We start from the raw sequence: 23,074 nt of genomic DNA, 5'->3' as shown, positions 1-23,074 counted from the left end.
TTGTGACCAGAGATTAGTATTGTATGCTATTCGTCCTAATCTTTAATCAACTAACCTCTAATCACTAAAGGCTACTCCGCATACGCTATAGTGGCAATGCTTAGCTTCAATCCCGGTATTTTCAACAATTCAATCCCGCAAGCCTCTAACGTGGAGCCGGTAGTAATAATATCATCTACAAGCAGCACGTGCTTATCCTCAAGCTCTTTTGGCCGGGCAATAGCAAATACCTCTTGCATGTTCTGGAACCTGGCAAACCGCGATTTATGGGTTTGCGTTCGTGTTGCTACAACTCTTATTAAATTATCCGCTTCAACTGTGGCGTTTAATACAGCTGCCAATCCCTCGGCAAAGCAGGCGCTCTGGTTATACCCTCGTGTTTTTAAACGCTTTTTATATAGCGGTACAGGTATGATATAGTCAACCGTGCTGAATACAGGGTTTTTAATTAACTGTTTGGCGGCAATAACGCCTAATAAATTACCTATCTGGTGCATGCCGTTATATTTAAGGTGGTGCACCATATTTTGCACCTTACTGCCCTTATTAAAATAATACAAGGCGTAGGCCGCTTCGATATTAAGCCGGCCCCAAAACTGGCGAGCAACAATATTATCGGGCTGTTGATGAAAATTGGTAAATGGTAAATTATAAAGGCAATCGGTACACAAAATATCCTCGTTCGCCATCAGGCTGGCGCTGCAAGCGGCGCAAAGCTGAGGAAATATCAGCGACGTAAAATCGGCCAGGTAAGCGCGCAGGACTTGCATGGGGTTAAGTTAGGCAGAAATTTCTGAATAGTCCAATAGTTTAACCACCCCGACTACGCCGCGCTGATCGACCCTCTCGGCTGCACACAGACGGGTAAAAAATAAAAACCCCCTCTTTGCGAAGCAGAGAGGGGGCAGGGGGCGAGTCAGTTCACAATATTTAAGAAGTAACGCCTTCTTTTTCCTTTTCGTTTATAGCCAATTGCCCACAGGCAGCATCAATATCTTTACCACGGCTGCGGCGCAGGTTGGTGTTTATGCCCTGGCTGCGCAGGTAATCGGCAAAGGCCTCAACCTTATCCTCGCCGGCATTTATAAAGCTCGCCATTGATATAGGGTTGTATTCGATAATATTGACTTTGCAGGGAAGGTGCTTGCAAAAGCGGGCCAGTTCCATCGCATCCTGTATATTATCATTTACACCGTCGAAGATGATGTACTCGTAAGTAACCGGATTTTTGGTTTTGGCATAATAATATTTTAAAGCTTCGGCCAATGCTTTTAATGAGTTTTGCTCGTTAATGGGCATTATGGTGTTACGCTTTTCGTCGTTAGCGGCATGCAGCGATAAGGCCAGGTTAAACTTTACCTGGTCGTCGCCCAGTTTACGTATCATTTTCGCGATGCCGGCGGTTGATACTGTGATCCGTTTTGCCGACATGTTCAGTCCGTCGGGCGCGGTTATCCGCTCAATTGATTTTAAAACGTTGGCGTAATTAAGCAAAGGCTCCCCCATACCCATATAAACGATATTTGATAAAGGTATGCCATAATTTTCGCGGGCCTGTTTGTCAATCAGTACAACCTGGTCGTATATCTCATCAGGATTAAGGTTGCGTTTGCGCTCCATATAACCGGTGGCGCAAAACTTACAGGTAAGGCTGCAACCCACCTGGGATGATACACAGGCAGTCATCCTGTCGGTTGTAGGAATTAAAACACCCTCAATCAGGTGAGTATCATGTAATATAAAGGAATTTTTTATAGTTTTATCAGCACTAACCTGCGATGTATTTATTTTAACATTGTTTATTTGAAATTTTTCATCAAGTTTGGTACGAAGTTCTTTTGAAATATTGCTCATTGCGTCAAAAGAGATGCACGATTTTCCCCATAACCATTCATAAACCTGCTTAGCTCTAAAGCTTTTTTCATCCATGCTGATGAAATGCTGCTGTAAGGCCTGTAGGCTAAGGCTGCGGATATCTATTTTATCTTTTTTGTTGTTCACAATACAAAAGTACTTAAATTTAAAAAATCTGTTCTTTTTTTAAAGTCATTCTTTTATAACATTAAAAACAATAACTAAAAGTTAATTGTATTTATGTCTGGATTGGGTTTAAAAAAAACATTGCTGATGCTAAGTTATATTTAATGAAAAGTTTTAAAGCCGATTACGTTTATCCTATTTGTGCCGATCCGATAAAGAATGGAATTATAACCGTGGATGATAATGGAAAGATACTTTCTGTTACCGACGAAAAACACCTCCAAACATCACACCCTCCCATTGAACACGTTAGCGGTATAATAGTACCGGGGTTTATAAACACTCATTGCCATACCGAACTATCGCATATGAAAGATGTGATAGCCGCCGGCGGCGGACTGATCAGTTTTATAAAGGATATATTATCATCCAGGGGCGCCGAAACAGCCGATATACTTGACGCTGCGCAGGCGGCCGACCAGGAAATGTATGATAACGGCATAGTAGCCGTTGGCGACATTTCAAACAACAGCCTTACCGCCTCAATAAAGGCCAAAAGTAAACTGTACTACCATACTTTTATCGAGATATTGGGTTTTTTGCCCGAAAGCGCCGACAGTTTATTTGAAAAGGCGCTTGAAACAGCCGAAGAGTTCAAGCCGTTGCCAACATCAATAACCGCGCACGCCCCTTACTCAGTTTCGAAAGAATTATTTAAGCTGATCAAAAAACACTGCGATACCGGTACTAACCTGCTAAGCATACATAACCAGGAATGCGAAGACGAAAATAAATTTTACCGGTACAAGCTGGGCGGCTTTATAGATCTATATAAACACATGGGGATCGATATCGGGTACTTTCGCCCGCAGGCGCGTAACTCTTTGCAATCCATCATCCCGCTTTTAACAAACAGGCAAAAGATACTGATGGTGCATAATACGTGCACCAACTTAAAAGACATTTACTTTATCAAGCGGTTCGACCGTAAGATAACCTGGTGCTTTTGCCCCAACGCCAATCTTTACATAGAAAAAAGACTGCCTAAGATCGAGCTTTTTGTAAACCAGGGCTTTAATATCACTTTAGGTACCGATAGCCTTGCATCAAACAGCAAGCTTTGTATTTTAAGCGAAATGCAAACCCTGCAGCAACACTTTCCATCGTTAAGTATCGATACGCTTTTGGAGTGGGCAACCATTAACGGCGCCCGTTTCCTGGGTATCGACGACGAAAAAGGAACTCTTGAAGCCGGTAAAACACCCGGACTTAACCTCATAACCGGGATGAACGGATTGAAGTTGACACCCGATAGCAAGGTTAAAAAACTGGTTTAATTTGAGCACGGGATTATTTGAAAACGCATTTTTTATTTCAGATAATAACCATGTAATTTGGAAGGATTAGAAAGGACCTTTCTAATCATCAAATTAATTAATTCTCAAATTAATGATAAAACATCTGGATATAACGGTTAAAGGGAAAGTGCAGGGTGTATTTTTCAGGGCGGGCGCAAAAGCCGTGGCTGACCAGCTTGGTGTACGCGGCTTTGTAAAGAACGAGCCAAACGGTGACGTATTCATATCGGCCGAAGCAGAAGATGTGCTAATGGAAATGTTTTTGGAGTGGTGCCAAGAAGGTGCCGAGCATGCAGTAGTCACAGGCGTTGAAACTCGTGAGGGCGAATTAAAAAACTATCGTAATTTTGAGGTTGTAAAAAAGAGTTTGTAACCCTTATACTTTCTTAATTGTCAACAGCTAAAAAATTTGCCGGGCAAACAGCGCTATATGGCCTAAGTACCATTGCGGGCCGTGTTCTTAATTTTTTCTTAACACCCATTTACACACGCACTTACCCGGCTAAAATATATGGTGTATTTGGTAATCTTTATGCTTATGCATCTATGCTTAATGCGCTTTTGGCCTTTGGCATGGAAACCACCTTTTTCAGGTATCTGAACAAGCGCTCGGATGACAAACAACTGGTTTATAATAATACATTTGGAGCTATCCTTACGGTTTCGGTTATATTCTTCCTGTGCACTTTTCCGTTTGCCGCTACTATAACTAACTGGATAAGGATAGGTGATGCTACGCCGCTGCCCGATTATATCCTGTACATTAAGTTTTTTATTGGTACACTTATCATTGATGCGTTATGCATTATCCCGTTTGCCAAGCTGCGTGCCGATGGCAGGCCGGGGCGCTATGGCTTACTTAAGTTTATCAACATTGTTATTTTTGTAAGTTTAAACCTGGTGTTTATTTACCTGGTGCCCTTTATCATCAATCATGGTTTACCCGGCGGCACCTGGATGAGCGGCTGGTTCAAAAAAACCTGGGTGGGCTATGTGTTCCTTTCAAACTTAATTGCAAGCTCGGCAACTTTAATAATGCTGCTGCCCGAGTTCATGAAACTTCAGCCGAAGTTTAGTAGGGCGTTGTTTGCCGAGATGCTCCTGTATAGCTGGCCGGTACTGGTGGCCAACTTTTCGTACCTTGTAAATGAAAATTTAGATAAGATATTACTTGGCAACCTGCTGCCCGAAAAGGTTAGTGCCATACAGGTAGGCATATACACTGCCTGCGCCAAAATATCCATCTTCCTCAGTATTTTTGTAAATGCCTTTAGGCTTGGCGCAGAACCCTTCTTTTTTAGTCATGCTAAAAATAAAAACGCCACCCAAACCTACGCCCGTATAATGAACTACTTTATCATTGCGGTATGCTTGATTTTTGTTGCACTGGTGGCCAATATTGAACTGTTAAAGTATTTTATAAAGGGTAAAGATGCAGCGCAAACGCAAATTTACTGGTCGGGTATAGGTGTTATACCGGTGTTACTGTTCGGTTACGTTAGTTTGGGTATATACATGAACCTATCGGTATGGTATAAACTAACCGACCAAACCAAGTATGGCCTGTATATATCCGGCATTGGGGCAATGGTCACCATCGTACTCAACGTTATCTTTATCCCATCATACGGATATATCGCATCGGCGTGGATATCCCTGGCCGCTTATGCCAGTATGATGGTTATGTCTTATTTATGGGGTCAAAAACATTATCCCATCCCGTATCATCTCAAAAAGAATTTGGGTTATATTATTATCTCCATCGTACTCGTTTATATATCGTTCAGCGTATTTAAACGTAATATATTTATTGGCAACGGGTTGCTTATACTGTTCGGTTTAGGTACTTTATACGCCGAGCGAACTGAACTTAAAGCTATATTTAGCAAAAAATAACGCACACCATCAGCATGAAGTCAGCGGCAGCAGTAATATTGTTTATCGGAATTACCTTTGCCGGTTTTGCGCAAAGCAGAACGGGTAATGCCGCTATAGCGGTTGCCGGTAAGCCCATGACGGCTGCCGACAGCGCCATGGTAAAGCAACTTTTTTTTTCGGCGCTGCGCGAAAAAACTGTTGACAACCCCAAACTGGCGTTCGATATTTTTAACCGGGTACTGCAAATAGACCCTGCTAACGATGCTACCATGTTTGAGCTGGCCAACCTGGAGAAGTCTCGTAACAACAACCAGGCTGCACAGGCTTTATTAGAGCGCGCGGTAACGGTTAATCCCAACAACGAATGGTACTGGATAGCGCTTGCGGGCAGCTACGAAAAAACGAATGACATTAGCAAGCTGGAGAACGTTTTTAACCAACTTATACGTATTAATCCCGGTAAGCCCGATTATTATTATGGCGAGGCCAATGCTTTATCACTGCAAAAAAAGTACGACGCGGCCTTAACAATGTATGATAAAGTTGAAGAGCTTGCAGGCGCAAGTGACGACATACTGGAAAACCGCCAGAAAATTTACATCAGGCAAGGCAATGTAAAAAAGGCTGCATCGGTATTGGATGAGTTGATAGCAGCCAACCCAACGCAGGTTCGTTATTACCTGATGCTGGCCGAAGTTTATAGCGCCAATAACCTGAATGATAAAGCTATTGCCATATTGCAAAAAGCAAAGGCTATTGCCCCTCAAAACGGAATGATACATTTAGCGCTTGCCGATATGTATCGCGCGCAAAACAATGCCGAAGCAAGCTTTGATGAATTAGAAGCCGCCTTTGCCATCCCGGACGTGGATATTGAGCAAAAGATCAGAATATTACTGGGCTATGTGCCAAAATTTCCCGAGCCGAATGCAAGGGCGAGCGCGCTTGAACTAAGCCGTATATTAACTAAGGCCCATCCTGCCGATAGCCGGGCCTTTGCCATGTACGGTGATATGCTGCTGCAAAGCGAAAAGGTGCCCGAAGCAAAAACTGCTTATCAAAAAGCACTTATGCTAAACAATCAGGCGTATAGTGTGCAGGAGCAATTGGTGCGGATAGACCTCAGCGAAAATGACCTGGATGCTGCTATAAAAGATGGCGAAAACTCGCTGTCGTTTTTTCCGAACCAGGCATGGATGAATTATATGGTGGGGATTGCCTGGCAGCAAAAGCGCGATTATAAAAAAGCGATAAGTTATCTAAATAACGCGGTATCCTTAGAAACACAGGATAAGGAGCTGTTAACACAGGCCTATTCGGCCCTTGGCGATTGTTACCACTCTTTAGCTGATAATGCGGCATCAGATAATGCTTACGAAAAGGCCATAGCCATTAGTCCGGATAATGCGTTTACCCTGAACAATTATGCCTACTATTTGTCGTTAAGAAATGAGCGTTTAGAAAGCGCGGCGCAAATGTCAAAACACAGCAACGATCTGCAACCCAACACCGCATCGTTTGAAGATACCTACGCGTGGATACTTTTTAAACAGAAAAAATACCCCGAGGCTAAACTTTGGATTGAAAAATCGCTCTTACATGATAAAGGGAACAGCGCCGTGAAAACTGAGCATTACGGCGACATCTTGTTTTTATCAGGCGATAAGGATGCAGCCGTACAAAACTGGATAAAGGCAAAAACACAGGGAGGCAGGTCGCCGGTTTTAGAAAGGAAAATAAATGAGAAAAAATATTTTGAATAAAATGGCAATGGTTTTTTGCCTTGTGGCTTTAGTGGCCTGCAAGTCTAAAAAACTGGTTGTTGTTAACAGGCCCACAACCATGGTCGACTCCGCGGCTGTTAACGAGGAAAATAGCCTGCGCGCCAGGCTGGCTGCTATCCGGTCTAAACAGGTTACTTTTAATACCTTTTCGGGTAAGGCAAAAACCAAACTTGATATTAACGGTAACGATAACGATGTTACATTGAACATCCGCATTGCACGCGATCAAAAGATATGGATATCTATAACAGCCATTGTTGGGATAGAGGTTGCCCGCGCGCAAATAACACCCGATAGTATTATAGTTGTTAACCGGCTGCAAAGTGTTTATTTAAAAAAGCCGTTTAGCTATGTTTACACCTATGCCAGCAAGCAGGTTAACTTCAAAACACTGCAGGCATTGTTGGTTGGTAACGCTATTCCGGAAATGGTAAACAGCGATGCGGATTTTAAAATGGAAGGTGCCAATACGGTACTTAGCGGCAACTTGCAGGATATTATTTATAAGCTTTTGCTGGGGCCCGACATGAAAGTTACTCAAACAAATCTGTCGAACCAGGTGGCCAGGCAATCGTTACAAGTAGCCAACAGCGTTTTTATACAAGCCGATAACCGTGTTATCCCTTCACAAATAGATATTTTGTCTACCGCGGGCGATAAAAAGATTCAGGCCAACCTGCGTTATGCCCAGGCCGAGTTTGATAAGCCGCTTGAATATCCTTTTAGTATTCCAAAAAGTTACGAACCTGCTAATTAAATTATATTTTTGGTGAATGAAATTTTTTAAAGCTGCATTATTTATTTTCCTAATGCTTGCAACTTCGGGGGTTTTTGCACAAACCAGCGCCGAACTTAAACGCAGGCGAGATAAATTAAACGATGAACTTGAGCAACTGAACCGGGAGTACGACGAAACAAAAAACAATAAAAGGGTATCGTTAAAACAGCTTAATATATTAAAAGCGCAAATAAACCTGCGCGAAGAAAAGATAACCAACATCAACGCCGAGGTAAGAAATTTAGATAATCAGATCTCTGAGAGCAATAATACCGTACATAACTTACAAACCCAGTTAGATCAGCTTAAAAAGGATTACGCCGGCATGGTGCTTTTTGCCTACCGCAACCAAAGCGCTTATAATAAACTGATGTTTATTTTTGCCGCGAAAGACTTTAACCAGGCATACCGGCGTTTAAAGTATTTACAACAGTTTGGCGCTTACCGCGAGCGGCAGGCCGGCTACATACAAGGTACCCAAAAAGACCTGCACATTAAGATAGTTGAACTGGATAAGGATAAAAAACAAAAGAGCGACCTGCTGCAAAGCCAGGAAAAGGAGAAACAGGAGTTAGGCAAGGCAAAAAACAACCAGGTAAAGGTTATTTCAAACCTGTCTAAACACCAGGGCGAGTTAAAAAGGCTGCAAAGGGACGTTCAGAAAAGATTAGCGCGTAATAAGCAGGAAATTTTAAATGCAATCAGGCGTGAAGTAGAAGAAGCAAAGCGCAAGGCCGAGGCTGAAGAAAGGGAACGGGCCAGGATAGCGGCGGCGAAAGCCAAAGCAGAAAACCGTGAGGTGGCTGCCCCTACAAAAAAAGCGATAACGAGCAAATCGTCTAACAGTGAGATATTGAACTCTACGCCCGAAGCCGCCAAACTGTCTAACGACTTTTTGGGCAACAAAGGCCGTTTACCGTGGCCGGTTGCAACAGGCCAGCTGGTACATGGCTTTGGCACTTATACCGATGCCGAGGGCATCCGGAACGATAATACCGGGTACGAAATAAGAACCAATACCGGTGCGCCGGTTAGGGCTGTTTTTGAAGGCGAAGTAAAAACGGTAATGGATATCAGCGGCAGCTTTTTGGTGGTGATAAATCACGGCGAGTACTTTACGGCCTATCAAAACCTTAAAACGGTAAACGTATCTAAAGGCCAAAAGGTAAGCACTAAGCAAACCATTGGTACCGTAGCGCTTGATCCGGCAACGGGTGATGCCACAACCATATTTACATTGTCGAAAGGTACAACCTTTGTTGACCCGAGGCTATGGCTGGCACCAAATTGATTTTAAACATATACTATTCAAATTGTGTATATTTGTAACCTTAATTTAATACAGATGTTAAATTCAGTCTTTTTATTTTTGAATATAGGCAGCGGCGAAATGATCTTGATATTATTCGCGGCACTCATGCTTTTTGGCGGCAATAAGCTTCCCGAACTTGCGCGTGGGTTAGGGAAGGGTATCCGCGATTTTAAAGATGCATCTGAAGATGTTAAGCGCGAGATAAACAATCAGATAAATAATTACGAGGATAAAAAAGTAGAAAAGAAAGCCGAACCTGAAGTTACAGACGAAAACGAACCTGCAGGGTATACTTACGAGCCCGTTGCCGGCACTTTGCCCGCATTTGAAGGCCATGCTGTAGGTACTGATGCAATTGAGGATACAGCACCTGTTGTTGACGGTGAAGTAGCGAAGGATGCTGCTTTTGAACACCAGCCCGAGGAATTGAAACACCCTGTTACCGGTAGCGCTAACAGCAGTATCGATTTAACCAAAGCCGAAGAGCCGGTTAATAAAACTACAGAAGAAGAATATAAATAATAACAAAAATATTAACATACATAAAACTTAAAAATCATGGGTGGATTAGGCGCACCAGAAATCATTCTGATCATTATTGCGATATTAATTATGTTCGGTGGTAAAAAAATACCCGAACTAATGAAGGGTTTGGGCCGCGGCGTAAAAGAGTTTAAAGACGCGCAAAACGGCGAAACCAATACCGCAAACACAACTACTACAGAAGATAAAACCAAGGTTTAATTTTCTGCACCTTTCTTGTACAGCATAACCGCTGTTTTACCGTATAAACTTATCTGTTGAAATAGTTATGCTTCAACGGATAAGTTTTTTATTTTAGGCCCATGGCTAAAAACTACACCTCTTATTCGGAAATTAAGAGCGGGTTAAAAAGTGGGGAGATCACAGCTGAAAGCCTGGTAACAGGCTACCTGCAGCAGATAAAGGCAAAAGCGCATCTAAATGTTTTTAACGAAGTTTTTGAGGATGAGGCCCTGATCTCTGCAAAAAATATTGATTTACGCATAGCAAACGGCACCGCCGGTAAGCTTGCAGGGATGGTAATTGCCATAAAGGATAATATCTGCTACAAAGGGCATAAGGTTACCGCGTCATCAAAAATTTTAAAAGATTTTACCTCAATATATTCATCAACGGTAGTAGAACGCTTGCTGGCCGAAGATGCCATTATAATCGGCCGCTGCAATTGTGACGAATTTGCGATGGGCGCGGCAAACGAAAATTCTTTTTTTGGCCCGGTAAAAAACTACGCTGATGAAGCTCACGTATCCGGCGGCTCGTCGGGCGGCTCGGCGGTTGCAGTGCAGGCAGGCATGTGCCACGCGGCAATCGGTACCGATACGGGCGGTTCGGTAAGGCAGCCCGCATCGTTTTGCGGGGTAATTGGGCTAAAACCGACCTATGGCCGCATATCAAGGCATGGTATTATCAGCTACGCCTCATCTTTTGATCAGGTGGGTCCGCTGACGCGCTCTGTTGCCGATGCCGCCTTATTATTAGAGGTTTTGGCCGGTGCTGATGAACACGACAGTACGGTATCTCAAATGCCTGTTCCGGAGTCAGGAAGCCTGAAAAAGGAAACCGGCAAAAAAAAGATCGCCTACCTGCAGGAAGCATTATCAAGCCCTGGCGTAAACGCCGATGTAAAAGCCACGCTAACCCATTATATCGAAAAACTCCGGGCCGATGGCCATACGGTAACGCCCATCTCTTTTGAATTACTGGATTACCTGGTGCCCACTTATTACATCCTTGCTATGGCCGAGGCATCATCAAACCTTGCCCGTTACGATGGGGTACATTACGGCTACCGCAGTCCCAACGCTACCGACCTGGAATCGACCTATAAACTTTCGCGGTCCGAAGGTTTTGGTAAAGAAGTAAAGCGTCGTATCATGCTGGGAACTTTCGTTTTGAGCGCGGGGTATTACGATGCTTACTATGCTAAAGCGCAAAAAGTGCGCCGGCTCATCCAAAATGAAACAAACAGGCTTTTAAATAATTTTGATTTTATATTAACCCCTACCGCTCCTGAACCCGCATTTGCCCTGGGCCTTAAAGAAAAGGACCCGGTGGTAACTTACCTGTACGATATTTTTACGGTGCAGGCTTCGCTGGCAGGGATGCCTGCAATTTCGCTCCCGGCGGGCAATAACAGTAAGGGTTTGCCGTTAGGGTTACAATTATTAACTAAAAGTTTCGACGAGCAAGCGCTGCTTAATTTTTCAGACTATTTCATGCAGCTATAATTATTTAATATATTAGTAAATAATCGTCGAAGTTTTTGAGAATTGCCCTAATTATGAAGAGACTGTTTACTTTTATTATTTGTGTATTATCCCTACAAATAGTTAAAGCAGATAACGTGGAACCGGCCCCCTGTATGGCCGAAATTGTTCAGCAAGATACCAACGTATTGCTGCCAGCAGTACAAACGCCGGTATCAGTTTACCAGAATAACATCTTCAAACGCCGCCTCGACTCTGTTCAACAGGAGGTGCCTTTAGATTATAACGGCTATGTGCAGGCGTATATAGATAATTACACCCGGCGCAAGGACGAGATGGGCCGTATGATGGGGCTTTCGAGATATTACTTTCCCATTTATGAAAAGGCGTTTAAAGAGGCCGGGATCCCCGATGAAATTAAGTACCTTTCGATAGTAGAGTCGGCGCTTAACCCGAATGCAATTTCAAGAGTGGGTGCAGCCGGGCCATGGCAGTTTATGTCAGAAACGGCCAAGATATACGGCTTAAGTATGACCGATTATGTTGACGAGCGCCGCGACCCGGTGCAAGCCAGCAACGCTGCCGCCGCCTATCTTAAAGATGCCTATCAGCAATTTGGCGACTGGCTGCTGGCCATTGCATCATACAATTGTGGCAAAAGCAATGTATTACATGCGCTTGAACAAACCGGCACGCACGATTTTTGGTCGATACGCGAACTGCTGCCTGCCGAAACACGCGGATATGTGCCCGCGTTTATCGCCATAAACTATGTAATGAAGTATCACAAGTATCATTACATAGTACCTCAAACCGGCAACCTCGCTATTGTTACCGATACCGTTATGGTAAATAAGTTTGTTTCACTTAACCGGGTGGCGCAGGCCTTAGGCATGCCTTTAAAAGATATTTGTACGCTAAACCCCTCGTATCGCCAGCAGCTTGTTAATGGCACCGCCGCTGTACCGCGCAAAATTGTTATCCCCAAAATTGAAAACGACCGCGCCGCTATTTTACGAAAAGCCATCGCAGATATCAGTGCACCCATCCCGGTACTCAGGCCGATACAGTATATAGCCATTGCCCCGCCGCCCGAGCCGGTAAAACCGGCTATGCCTGTTCAACAGGTAATGGTTGCCGGTAAATTGGTTACACCAACTACCCATACTACAAAAAGAGGCGAAACACTTTCGGGCATTGCCAGCCAGTATGGCGTAAAGGTTGAAGACCTGATGCGGTGGAACAAGTCGTTAGGCTCTAATACAACTTTGCCGCTAATGCCTGGTTTAACGGTTAACATAGGACAAGGGTAATTTAGGAGTGCAGGTTCAAGGGCGCACAAAGAGCAGATAACGCCATGCATGTTTCAGGGAACCCGGTATTCATAAAAATCTGCACATCTGAAATTCGTACGTCTGCACATCTCGAAAAGTAATTGTAATTTTGAGCGCTTGAATTTTGAGACCATGAATAAACCCAATCGTAAACAGGAAGCCCTTAATTATCACGCAAAAGGCCGCCCTGGAAAAATACAGGTAGTACCAACGAAACCTACCAATTCTCAGCGCGACCTTACTTTAGCCTATTCGCCGGGGGTTGCCGAGCCCTGCCTGCGTATTGCCGATAATGTTGAAGACGTGTATAAATACACCGCCAAAGGTAACCTGGTGGCCGTTATAAGTAATGGTACTGCTGTACTTGGCCTGGGTAATATTGGCCCCGAAGCCAGTAAGCCCGTGATGGAAGGGAAGGGTTTATTATTTAAGATATATGCTGATATCGATGTATTTGACCTGGAGATAAACGCCAAAACAGTTGATGAATTTGTAAATATCGTAAAGGCGCTTGAGCCAACTTTTGGGGGTATAAACCTTGAAGATATATCGGCACCAACCTGCTTTGAGATAGAACGCAGGCTAAAGGCCGAAATGAAGATACCCGTAATGCACGATGATCAGCACGGTACGGCCATTATATCAGGCGCGGCATTAATGAACGCCTGCGAGATTCAGGGTAAAAGGCTCGATAAAATAAAAATGGTAGTGAACGGCGCCGGCGCGGCTGCCGTATCCTGCACGAAAATGTACTTGTCGCTGGGGGTTAAAAAAGAGAACCTGGTGATGTTTGATATCAACGGCCTGCTCACCCCCGATCGCACCGACCTCGACGAGATGCGCATGCAGTTTGCCACGCAGCGCAAAGATATTACTACCCTGGCCGATGCTATGAAGAACGCAGATGTGTTTGTAGGCTTGTCGGCAGGTAATGTGGTTACACCGGCTATGCTGGTTAGTATGGCTAAAAACCCTATTGTGTTTGCAATGGCTAACCCCGAGCCCGAAATTTCATATGACCTGGGCCATGCCGCCCGCAAGGATATCATTATGGCAACCGGCCGGTCGGATTTTCCTAACCAGGTGAACAACGTATTGGGCTTCCCGTACATTTTTCGCGGCGCGCTGGATGTAAGGGCTACGGCCATAAACGAAGAAATGAAGATAGCGGCGGTAAAGGCCATAGCCGAAATGGCTAAAAAGCCAGTACCCGAAGCCGTTAACCTGGCTTACGGCATCACCAACCTTAAGTTTGGCCGCGATTACATCATCCCCAAACCAATGGACCAGCGCTTAATTACCGAAGTTTCTGCGGCAGTTGCTAAAGCAGCCATCGAGTCGGGCGTGGCGCGTAAAACCATTACCGACTGGGATGCTTATAACGAGGAGTTATTATCCCGATTAGGCAATAACAATAAAATACTGCGCGATGTAACCAACAAAGCCAAGCAAAACCCCAAACGCGTTGTGTTTGCCGAAGCAGATACCTACAAAATATTGCGAGCAGCGCAGATAGTTAAAGACGAGGGTATTGCAACACCGATACTGTTAGGCAACGCCGATAAGATACGCGAAATAATGCGCGAGAATGAGCTTGACCTGGGCGATGTGCAGATCATCGATCCTAAAATAAAAACCGAACGCTCGCTTGAGTTTGCGCAGTTCCTGTTTAATAAGCGCCAGCGTAAGGGGGTTACCCTGTTCGAAGCCAAAAAAATGATGATAGACCGTAACTATTACGGTGCGTGTATGGTTCATTTTGGTGAGGCTGACGCCCTGATATCGGGCTTGACAAAGGATTACGCTACAACAATTAAACCGGCCTTACAGATAATAGGTACCGAAGCGGGCGTAAACCGTGTTGCAGGTATGTACCTGATGATAACCGAGAAAGGCCCTGTTTTTTTTGGCGATACAACCGTAAATATTAACCCTACCGCGCAGGAACTGGTAGATATTACCGTGTTGATGGAACGATCGGTTGCACAGTTCAATATAAAACCCCGCATAGGTATATTATCTTACTCAAACTTTGGCTCAAATGAGGGCGAGATCCCTGAAAAAACACGGGAAACCGTGCGCATACTTCACGAAAAGTACCCCGAAATGATTGTTGACGGGGAAATGCAGGCAAACTTTGCGCTGAACTCTTCGCTGTTGGCTGATAACTTTCCCTTCTCTACTTTAAGTGGTAAACCTGCCAACACATTAATATTCCCGGGATTGGCATCGGGTAACATAGCCTACAAGTTGTTACAGGAAATTGGCGGTGCCGAGGCTGTTGGCCCGATACTGCTGGGTATGAAAAAACCCGTGCACGTACTGCAACTGGGTAGTTCGGTACGCGAAATTGTTAATATGGTTACCATAGCTGTAATTGACGCCCAGGTAAAATGCGCCGAAAGTAACAGAAAGCCGTCAAAAACCGGTAAAACCAAATAAGTATGTACGATTACATTGATGGTAAACTGGTGTTTAAAGGCGCCGCGCATGTGGTGATTGATGCCGGAGGGGTTGGCTATCACATTAATATCTCATTAAATACCTACTCGCAATTGCCTGCCGAGGAGCGCTGCAAGTTGTTTATATGGCTACATGTAAAAGAAGATGCGCATACATTGTATGGCTTTGCCACCGAAGGCGAACGCAGGCTGTTTATGCACCTGATATCCATATCGGGCATCGGGCCTAATACCGGCCGCATGATGCTCTCTTCCATAACCCCGGCCGAAATACAAGCGGCTATTGTGCAGGGTAATGTAGCGGCTATACAGCGTATAAAGGGCATTGGCCCAAAATCGGCCCAGCGGGTAATTTTAGAACTGCAGGACAAGCTTAAAAAAGAAGGACCTGACACTTTAACGGTTATGCCAGGGTTAAAAACGGCAAAAGATGAAGCCCTTTCTGCCCTTGTAATGCTTGGATTTGTTCGTAACGTTGCAGAAAAAGTATTAGAGCAGGAAATAAGTAAAAGCAGCAGTGTTTTAACTGTTGAACAATTGATTAAATCTGCGCTAAAAAGCTTATAATTACTTTGCAATAATTTATACACTTGATTAGAATTTTTACTACCAAGCTTTTTGTAGTTATACTCATGGTATCTGCTTTAGGCGGGGTGGGGAAATTGTTTGCACAGCAAACGCCTGTTCAAAGGCCTCCGGGCCAGCAAACAACAGGTCAGCAACCAACCAGCCCGCGGCCGGGGCAGCAAGTGCCTAATTCGCAGCAACAGCCTAACCAACCACAGCAAATTGGTCAGCGCCCACCGGTGCAGCAGGGGCAACAGCAAGCAGCACCAGTTGCCGCTAAAATTGATACCGGGATAAAGCCTGGCCCCATCAGTTTTAACGAACCGCAGAGCAAAAGGCAGCGCAACGGGATATTTTTTGCCGACCCTCCGGGTTTGGTTCGTACTATCGAATACGATGCCGCTACCAATAAATACATTTTATACGAGCGTGTAGGCAGCCTGCTTTACCGCGCCCCGCAATACCTAACTTTTGCCGAATACCTGTTGTTACAGCAACGGGGTGTTAAACGCGAGTATTTTAAACAACTGGCGGATAACTATGCTTATGAATCGCAGCAGCCGGGCTTTATCCCGCAGATGAAGGTGCGCAGTAAAACATTTGAGCAGATATTCGGCAGCTCTAATATCAACATCCGCCCGCAGGGATCGGCCGAAGTGATATTGGCCGGGCAGGTAAACAAAAATGAGAACCCGCTTTTTAATACCCGCCAGCGCAACCAGTTCAACTTTAACTTCGACCAGCGTATACAACTGAACGTTACCGGAGAGATAGGCGACAAGCTAAAGATAACTACCAACTACAACACAGAAGCGCAGTTCCAGTTTGAGAACCAGATAAAGCTCGACTATACTGGGCACCCTGATGAGATCATCCAGAAAATTGAGGCAGGTACCGTAAGTATGCCTTTGAACACCACCTTGATTTCGGGTAGCCAGGCGTTGTTCGGCGTAAAAACCAAGCTTAAGTTTGGCAAGCTTGACGTTACCAGTATTTTTTCACAACAGCGCTCGCAATCAAAAAATTTAACAATCAATAACGGGGCGCAGCAGCAAAATATAAACATCACTGCTGCCGATTACGAAAGCAACAAGCACTTCTTTCTGTCTCAATATTTCCGCAATAATTATAACAGGGCGCTGGCCAATATCCCTATTATCAGCTCAAATATTAACATTACTAAAATTGAGGTTTGGACAACCAACCGAACTAACGTAACAACCGATTCGCGCGATATATTGGCTTTCATCGATCTTGGCGAGAACAGGCCATACAATACCGCCCTGGTACAGGGAGGCCCCGGCTTTAGCGCGTTGCCCGCCGGTTTTAAAGGCCCGGGCTTTACGCAGCAATCAAACTCGTTGTTGAATAACCTGCCCGCGGGGGCGCGCAATACAAACTCTAACGACGCTGCAAATTATTTCAGGGCTACCGGAGCTACCGATAATTATGCCAAGTTAACCTACGCCCGTAAACTCACCGATAAAGAGTTTACACTGCATCCGCAGCTGGGCTATATTTCACTTAATTATCCTTTAAACAACGATGAGGTGCTGGCCGTGGCTTACCAGTACTCGGTTAACGGCGTACAGTACCAGGTTGGCGAATTTAGCAGCGACAGGGCCGTTGACCCCAACACACCAACCGTTTTATATACCAAGCTGTTGAAGAACGAGCTACTGAAAACCAATTTGCCAACATGGGACCTGATGATGAAAAACATCTACTCGTTAGGCGCATACCAGATAAGTCCCACCGATTTTAAGTTGAACATTTCGCGTTTGGATGATAAATCGGGTATCGAAAAAACCATCATGGACGAAGGGCAGAACACCAAGGGCAAACGCTGGCTGCAGATAACCGGTGTTGATAACCTGGACCAGCAGAACGACAAACGGCCTGACGGTTACTTCGACTTTTTAGAAGGCATCACCATCGATTCGCAGCAAGGCCGCATAATGTTCCCGGTGCTGGAACCTTTTGGTAGCGACCTGGCCAAACAATTTACCGCGGGCGAAGCTGACCTGGCTGCCCGTTATTCCTACCAGCCTTTATATGATTCTACTAAAACCATAGCGCAGCAGCTTTTCCCGAAACTGAACAGGTATTTAATAAAAGGTACGTACACATCGCAAAGCGGCTCGGAGTACCAGCTTAACGCGGTGAACATTCCGCAGGGCTCAGTAGTGGTTACTGCCGGTTCGGTAAAGCTGCAGGAGGGTACCGATTACACCATTGATTACAACGCGGGCCGTATAAGGGTGCTAAACCAGGCTTTACTGGCTTCGGGCCAAAGCATTAATATCAAGTTAGAAAATAACGAACTTTTTGGGGTACAGCAAAAATCGTTGTTCGGGTCGCGACTCGATTACCATTTTAGCGATAAACTTCTGCTTGGCGGTACAATTATGCATCTCACCGAGCAGCCGATCACGCAGAATGAAATTGTAGGCGAGGAGTCGATCTCGAACACCATTTGGGGCCTTGATGCGAACTATAGTACCAATTCGCGCTTTTTGACGCGATTGGTGGATAAGATACCGTTCATAAACACCAAAGCGCCATCTACTATAAACTTTAGCGGCGAATTTGCCAAATTAATGCCCGGCAGCCCCGGCGCGCTGAATTTTGCCGGCTCCAGGAACGGGACATCATACCTGGATGATTTTGAGAACAGTCGTTCGGTAATAGATATAAAAAGCGCCATTAGCTGGCAAATATCCGGCACACCACAAATGTTCCCCGAGTCGGACAGGTTTGATGACCTGAGCTACGGCTTTAACCGTGCCCGACTTGCCTTTTATAACATCGACCCTATCTTTTATACAAGCTCGGGCACTGCAAACATATCGCGTAACGAACTTTCAAACCACTACGTAAGGCAGGTTATAGAGCAGGAAGTATTCCCTTACAAGCAATCAACCACCGGACAGCCCTTAAGCCTTTCTACATTAAATATGGTTTTTTATCCAACCGTGAGGGGGCCTTATAACTATACCACCACCGGTATTAACCCCGATGGCAGCCTGCAAAATCCCAAAAACAGGTGGGGTGGTATGTTCCGCAAACTTGAAACCAATGACTTCGAATCGTTAAATGTAGGGTACATCGAGTTTTGGGTGATGGATCCATTTATTTACAAACCAAACGCTGCGGGCGGCGATCTGTATTTTAACCTGGGCAGCGTATCCGAAGATATCTTAAAAGATGGCCGTAAGAGCCTCGAGAATGGTTTACCGGTAGATGCCGCAGGCGCAGATAAGGTGGACGAAACCAATTGGGGGCGGGTATCAAAATTACAGCCGGTTATTAACGCTTTTGATAATAACCCCGAATCGCGCAAGCTGCAGGATGTGGGTATTGACGGGCTTAACGATAACGACGAGAAAGTGAAGTTTGCGCCCATACTGCAGCAGGTTCAGGGCCAGTTGAATTCGCAGGCGGCGGCAGCTTTTTCAAACGACCCGTCATCAGATGATTACCAGTACTACCAGGGGGCCGCGCTTGACCAGGCCGGTGCGGGGATATTGGAACGTTACAGCAGGTACAACGGTACCGAGGGTAACTCCAAAACAGCGGAGCAATCACAGGCCGAGCTGGGCATTCAAACGTCGGCATCAACATCGCTGCCCGATGGCGAGGATATTAACCGCGATAACAACATGAGCCAGACCGATGAATATTTTCAGTACCGGGTATCTATCCGGCCACAGGATATGATCGTTGGCCAAAACTTTATCAACGACAAAATAACATCCAACATAAAACTGCCAAACGGCACCACACAGCCGGTAACCTGGTACCAGTTTAGGATACCTATTACCGATTACCAAAGCAAGGTTGGCAACATCCAGGATTTTAAGGCCATCCGTTTTATGCGTATGTTCATGACCAACTTTGCCGATACTTCTATACTGCGTTTTGCCACCCTGCAACTGGTAAGGGGCGAGTGGCGCACCTTTAACGCCGAAAACAGCCAGACCAATGTTATTGCCGACCCAGCCATAATCAACCCGGTTGTAGATGGCTCTACCCTTGATGTGCAGGCCGTAAATATTGAAGAGAACGGTAACCGGTCGCCAATACCCTATGTGGTGCCGCCGGGTATAAACCGCCAGCGTAACTACAATAACCTGCAAACCGATACAAAGCTTAATGAGCAATCGCTGTCGCTTAATGTTGCCAACCTGCGCGATGGCTATTCGCGGGCGGCTTTCCGCACCTTTTTTAACGATCTGCGCTCGTACAAACGTATCCAGATGTTTATCCACGCCGAGGGCGATCAACTAAAAGATAACGACCTGAGCGGTTTTGTGCGCCTTGGCGTTGATTACCAGGACAACTACTACGAGTATGAAGTGCCTTTGGCAATTACCCAGCCCGGCACCCGCGACCCTGGTGCTATATGGCCGGCAAACAACGAACTGGACCTGCAACTATCAATATTGGTTGATGCGAAACTGGCACGTAACAACGCAAAACTAAACGGGCAGCCATGGCCGTTTACGGTGCCATTTGTATATACCGATGGCCGTAACAAGGTAACCATTAAGGGCCAGCCCGACCTGAGCCGGTTGCGTACGATAATGCTGGGCGTGCGTAACCCATACAAACCTGGCGGCCTGCCCGGCGACGACGGCTTAAATAAAACAGGCACGGTTTGGTTTGACGAATTGCGGCTGACTGATTTTGACCAGCGCGGCGGCTGGGCTGCTACAGCAAGGGTTGATGCCGCCCTGGCTGACTTTGCCAATATCACCGTATCGGGCAGTAAAAGCACCATTGGGTTTGGTACCCTTGATTCGCGTATAGGCGACCGTAACCGTAGTGATAACCAGGCGATAGATGCATCGGCAAGTGTGGAGCTGGGCAAGTTCTTCCCTGAGAAAAGCGGCATACGCATACCAGCCTATGTAAATATATCAACCCAGGTAAGTAACCCGCAGTACGACCCCGGATCGCCCGATGTGGAGCTGAAAAAATCGCTTGCGGCGGCACCAACCAGCCAGGCGCGCGACTCTATAAAAAATGTTACCACGGACTACACTATGCGCAAAAGTATCAACTTTACCAATGTGCATAAAGAGCGCACTGATCCTTCGGCGACGGTGCATGTATGGGACATCGAAAACTTTGCAGCTACCTACGCCTATACCGAATACCAGCACCACGATTTTATTGTGGAGAACGACTTTGCCAAAACCTATCGCGTAGCGCTGAATTATAATTACAATAAAGAGCCTAAGTATTACGCGCCTTTTGCTAAGATCATAAAGAGCAATCTGCTTGCGCTGGCGCGTGATTTTAATTTCAGTATATTGCCATCCAGACTTAACTTCAGCATTAATTTCGATCGTTTTTATTCGGAGAACACCCTGCGCAATAACGACCCCAATAATTTTATACCTATCCCAACATCGTTTAACAAAAACTTCAATATAACCCGCGTTTACGGAATAGGGTGGAACCTGTCAAAGTCGTTATCGCTTGACATCGATGCAACCAATTTGTCTGTTGTGGATGAGCCCGCCGGGCGTATAAATGGCTTGAAACGCGATACACTTTGGGAAAACCTTTGGCGATTGGGCCGCACCACAAACTATAACCATACCATTAATTTGAACTGGACCGCGCCTGTAAATAAATTACCCGGCCTTGACTGGACCGCCCTTACCGTGCGTTACAGCACTAACTTTAACTGGCAAAGCCAGCCCGAGTTTGCCATAAACGACCCTACTTATGACGTGGGCAACAGCATACAGAACGCGCGTACCATACAGCTGAACCCTAACTTGAATTTCTCGAACTTTTACAACAAGTTTAGCGCCCTTCGTAAAGGCAGGAACGAGAAAAAAGGAGCGGCAAAGTTTTTCACGGGACTTTTAACCAGCATTAAAAGTATCAGCGGTACCTACAGCCGTACCGAAGGTACGTTCCTGCCGGGGTATTTGCCGCAGTCCAACTTTTTTGGGCAGGACCTTACTTACGACGCTCCGGGTATCGGGTTTTTGTTGGGCAGCCAGGCGGATCTGCGTAACAGGGCAGTAGCAAACGGATGGATAACAACAGATACCCTGCAGAATCAATTGTACGTTAGGTCCTTTAACGAAGATATCCACCTGCGCAGCATTATTGAGCCGGTGCCTGACCTGCGTATCGAGCTGATAGCCTTTAAAACCCAGGACCGCAATTATCAAACTAATTTTAAGTACCTGGCATCAACCAACAGCATCGAAAGCCTTAGCCCGGTTACATCAGGTACTTACAGTATCTCGTTCATGTCCCTGGCTACCGCATTTTCAAAGGGCGGCAGTGTTGACAACACATCGCCTGCCTATCAGAAATTTTTAGATAACCGTGCGGTAGTCTCGCAAAGGCTTGGCCGCACTAATCCAAATTCGGGTGGTGCTGCCGGTGGTTTTGCCGATGGTTACGGGCCTAATGCCCAAAACGTGCTGGTGCCGGCGTTTTTGGCGGCTTACGCGGGTAAAGATGCGGGTTCGGCAAACACCAGTCAGTTCCCTAATATTCCTATCCCTAACTGGCAAATTTCATACGGCGGGCTGGGCAGGCTGCCGTTCTTTGCAGACTTGTTTGAATCGTTCGACCTGAAGCACGGTTATCGGTCGTCATATAACGTAAGCAGCTATACCACCCTGCTGCAATACCAGGAAAATAACGGCGCGGTAAGCTCAAGAGATTTTAATAACGATTTCCTGCCGTTTTACCAGTTTTCGCAGGTGGCTATATTTGAGCAGTTTGTACCCTTACTGGGCGCCGATGTGCGCTTTAAAAACAGCATGACCGTCAATTTTGAGTATCGCAAAACGCGGTCGTTGAACTTAAGCTTGCTAAACAGCCAGCTGGCACAGCAGGACGAGAACATTCTGGTATTTGGGTTTGGTTACCGGCCAAAAAATTTCAGGATGCCATGGGGGCTGTTCGGCACAGGGGCCCGCACGGATAATGACATCAATTTTAAACTTGATGTTGCGGTGCGCGATAACAAAACGCTTATTTACCGGGCCGATGTGCCTAACGCCGAAGTATCATCGGGCGCGCAAAACATCACCCTGCGGCCTTCTATCGATTATGTGATAAACCAGCGCTTTAACCTAAACCTGTTTTACGATAGCAACATTACCAAGCCTTATACTTCGCAGGCGTTTAATACATCGTTTACCAATTTTGGTATTAACTTGAAGCTATTATTGCAGTAGATAAATCATCATTATATCTTGCGCTCGTCTGCGACGAGTGCTTAACATAGGTTTGCGATTGCATCGCTGTTATATCTTGCGCTTCTCTGCGACGAGTGCTTAACATAGGTTTTGCGATTGCATCGCTATTATTTTTATATTTACAAAACAGC

15 protein-coding genes are annotated in these 23,074 nt (G+C 45.5%); 13 read left to right on the top strand and 2 right to left on the bottom strand.

Annotated elements, in window-relative coordinates; all coding sequences use genetic code 11:
* Positions 1 to 71: 71 nt before the first annotated feature.
* Positions 72 to 770, bottom strand: a complete 699-nt coding sequence (locus tag GWR56_RS03085; protein WP_162429703.1) for a ComF family protein — start codon at positions 768 to 770, stop codon at positions 72 to 74.
* A gap of 160 nt (positions 771 to 930) precedes the next feature.
* Positions 931 to 2,001: a 23S rRNA (adenine(2503)-C(2))-methyltransferase RlmN gene (gene rlmN / locus GWR56_RS03080; protein ID WP_162429702.1), complete on the bottom strand. Its 1,071-nt coding sequence runs from the start codon at positions 1,999 to 2,001 to the stop codon at positions 931 to 933.
* 143 nt (positions 2,002 to 2,144) lie between these two features.
* Here rlmN and GWR56_RS03075 point away from each other — a divergent pair, with 143 nt between their 5' ends.
* From GWR56_RS03075 to sprA, 13 genes are all read left to right on the top strand, one after another.
* On the top strand, positions 2,145 to 3,317 hold the full coding sequence (locus GWR56_RS03075) for an amidohydrolase family protein (RefSeq protein WP_162429701.1): 1,173 nt from the start codon (positions 2,145 to 2,147) through the stop codon (positions 3,315 to 3,317).
* Between the two features lie 112 nt (positions 3,318 to 3,429).
* Positions 3,430 to 3,711 carry an acylphosphatase gene (locus GWR56_RS03070; protein WP_370463811.1) on the top strand — a complete coding sequence of 94 codons (282 nt, stop codon included), beginning with the start codon at positions 3,430 to 3,432 and terminating at the stop codon, positions 3,709 to 3,711.
* 17 nt (positions 3,712 to 3,728) lie between these two features.
* A complete protein-coding gene (locus tag GWR56_RS03065) occupies positions 3,729 to 5,234 on the top strand; it encodes a lipopolysaccharide biosynthesis protein (RefSeq protein ID WP_162429700.1) in 1,506 nt (501 codons plus the stop codon).
* 14 nt (positions 5,235 to 5,248) lie between these two features.
* Positions 5,249 to 6,979: a tetratricopeptide repeat protein gene (locus GWR56_RS03060; RefSeq protein ID WP_162429699.1), complete on the top strand. Its 1,731-nt coding sequence runs from the start codon at positions 5,249 to 5,251 to the stop codon at positions 6,977 to 6,979.
* Entirely contained in the window at positions 6,957 to 7,757 is an 801-nt protein-coding gene (locus GWR56_RS03055) for a DUF4292 domain-containing protein (protein ID WP_162429698.1), read from the top strand. The genes GWR56_RS03060 and GWR56_RS03055 overlap by 23 nt, the downstream gene beginning before the upstream one ends.
* Positions 7,758 to 7,773: 16 nt before the next feature.
* Entirely contained in the window at positions 7,774 to 9,069 is a 1,296-nt protein-coding gene (locus GWR56_RS03050; protein ID WP_162429697.1) for a murein hydrolase activator EnvC, read from the top strand.
* A gap of 54 nt (positions 9,070 to 9,123) precedes the next feature.
* Positions 9,124 to 9,612 (top strand): twin-arginine translocase TatA/TatE family subunit, encoded by a 489-nt coding sequence (locus GWR56_RS03045; RefSeq protein ID WP_162429696.1) that lies wholly within the window; start codon positions 9,124 to 9,126, stop codon positions 9,610 to 9,612.
* Positions 9,613 to 9,648: 36 nt separating this feature from the next.
* Positions 9,649 to 9,834, top strand: coding sequence for a twin-arginine translocase TatA/TatE family subunit (tatA, locus tag GWR56_RS03040; protein WP_162429695.1), 186 nt, complete (start codon positions 9,649 to 9,651; stop codon positions 9,832 to 9,834).
* Positions 9,835 to 9,935: 101 nt separating this feature from the next.
* On the top strand, positions 9,936 to 11,360 hold the full coding sequence (gene gatA, locus GWR56_RS03035) for an Asp-tRNA(Asn)/Glu-tRNA(Gln) amidotransferase subunit GatA (RefSeq protein ID WP_162429694.1): 1,425 nt from the start codon (positions 9,936 to 9,938) through the stop codon (positions 11,358 to 11,360).
* Positions 11,361 to 11,413: 53 nt separating this feature from the next.
* Entirely contained in the window at positions 11,414 to 12,652 is a 1,239-nt protein-coding gene (locus GWR56_RS03030; protein WP_162429693.1) for a lytic transglycosylase domain-containing protein, read from the top strand.
* Positions 12,653 to 12,805: 153 nt separating this feature from the next.
* Complete coding sequence (locus tag GWR56_RS03025) at positions 12,806 to 15,115, top strand: NADP-dependent malic enzyme (RefSeq protein WP_162429692.1); 2,310 nt, start codon at positions 12,806 to 12,808, stop codon at positions 15,113 to 15,115.
* A gap of 2 nt (positions 15,116 to 15,117) precedes the next feature.
* A complete protein-coding gene (gene ruvA, locus GWR56_RS03020) occupies positions 15,118 to 15,702 on the top strand; it encodes a Holliday junction branch migration protein RuvA (RefSeq protein WP_162429691.1) in 585 nt (194 codons plus the stop codon).
* A 23-nt stretch (positions 15,703 to 15,725) separates the two neighbouring features.
* Positions 15,726 to 22,922: a cell surface protein SprA gene (gene sprA, locus GWR56_RS03015; RefSeq protein WP_238395293.1), complete on the top strand. Its 7,197-nt coding sequence runs from the start codon at positions 15,726 to 15,728 to the stop codon at positions 22,920 to 22,922.
* The last annotated feature ends 152 nt before the right edge of the window (positions 22,923 to 23,074 follow it).

Source organism: Mucilaginibacter sp. 14171R-50, from assembly GCF_010093045.1.
Taxonomy (GTDB): Bacteria; Bacteroidota; Bacteroidia; order Sphingobacteriales; family Sphingobacteriaceae; genus Mucilaginibacter.
The sequence above is the reverse complement of the archived record's forward strand: the minus strand, read 5'-3'. Positions and strand labels throughout refer to the sequence as shown.

Bases quoted from the DNA above. Each gene is read 5' to 3' on its own strand.
- gatA (WP_162429694.1), top strand. From the start codon at position 9,936: ATGGCTAAAAACTACACCTCTTATTCGGAAATTAAGAGCGGGTTAAAA.
- GWR56_RS03075 (WP_162429701.1), top strand. From the start codon at position 2,145: ATGAAAAGTTTTAAAGCCGATTACGTTTATCCTATTTGTGCCGATCCG.
- tatA (WP_162429695.1), top strand. From the start codon at position 9,649: ATGGGTGGATTAGGCGCACCAGAAATCATTCTGATCATTATTGCGATA.
- GWR56_RS03050 (WP_162429697.1), top strand. From the start codon at position 7,774: ATGAAATTTTTTAAAGCTGCATTATTTATTTTCCTAATGCTTGCAACT.
- GWR56_RS03055 (WP_162429698.1), top strand. From the start codon at position 6,957: ATGAGAAAAAATATTTTGAATAAAATGGCAATGGTTTTTTGCCTTGTG.
- GWR56_RS03045 (WP_162429696.1), top strand. From the start codon at position 9,124: ATGTTAAATTCAGTCTTTTTATTTTTGAATATAGGCAGCGGCGAAATG.
- GWR56_RS03070 (WP_370463811.1), top strand. From the start codon at position 3,430: ATGATAAAACATCTGGATATAACGGTTAAAGGGAAAGTGCAGGGTGTA.
- ruvA (WP_162429691.1), top strand. From the start codon at position 15,118: ATGTACGATTACATTGATGGTAAACTGGTGTTTAAAGGCGCCGCGCAT.
- GWR56_RS03085 (WP_162429703.1), bottom strand. From the start codon at position 770: ATGCAAGTCCTGCGCGCTTACCTGGCCGATTTTACGTCGCTGATATTT.
- GWR56_RS03030 (WP_162429693.1), top strand. From the start codon at position 11,414: ATGAAGAGACTGTTTACTTTTATTATTTGTGTATTATCCCTACAAATA.
- GWR56_RS03060 (WP_162429699.1), top strand. From the start codon at position 5,249: ATGAAGTCAGCGGCAGCAGTAATATTGTTTATCGGAATTACCTTTGCC.
- GWR56_RS03025 (WP_162429692.1), top strand. From the start codon at position 12,806: ATGAATAAACCCAATCGTAAACAGGAAGCCCTTAATTATCACGCAAAA.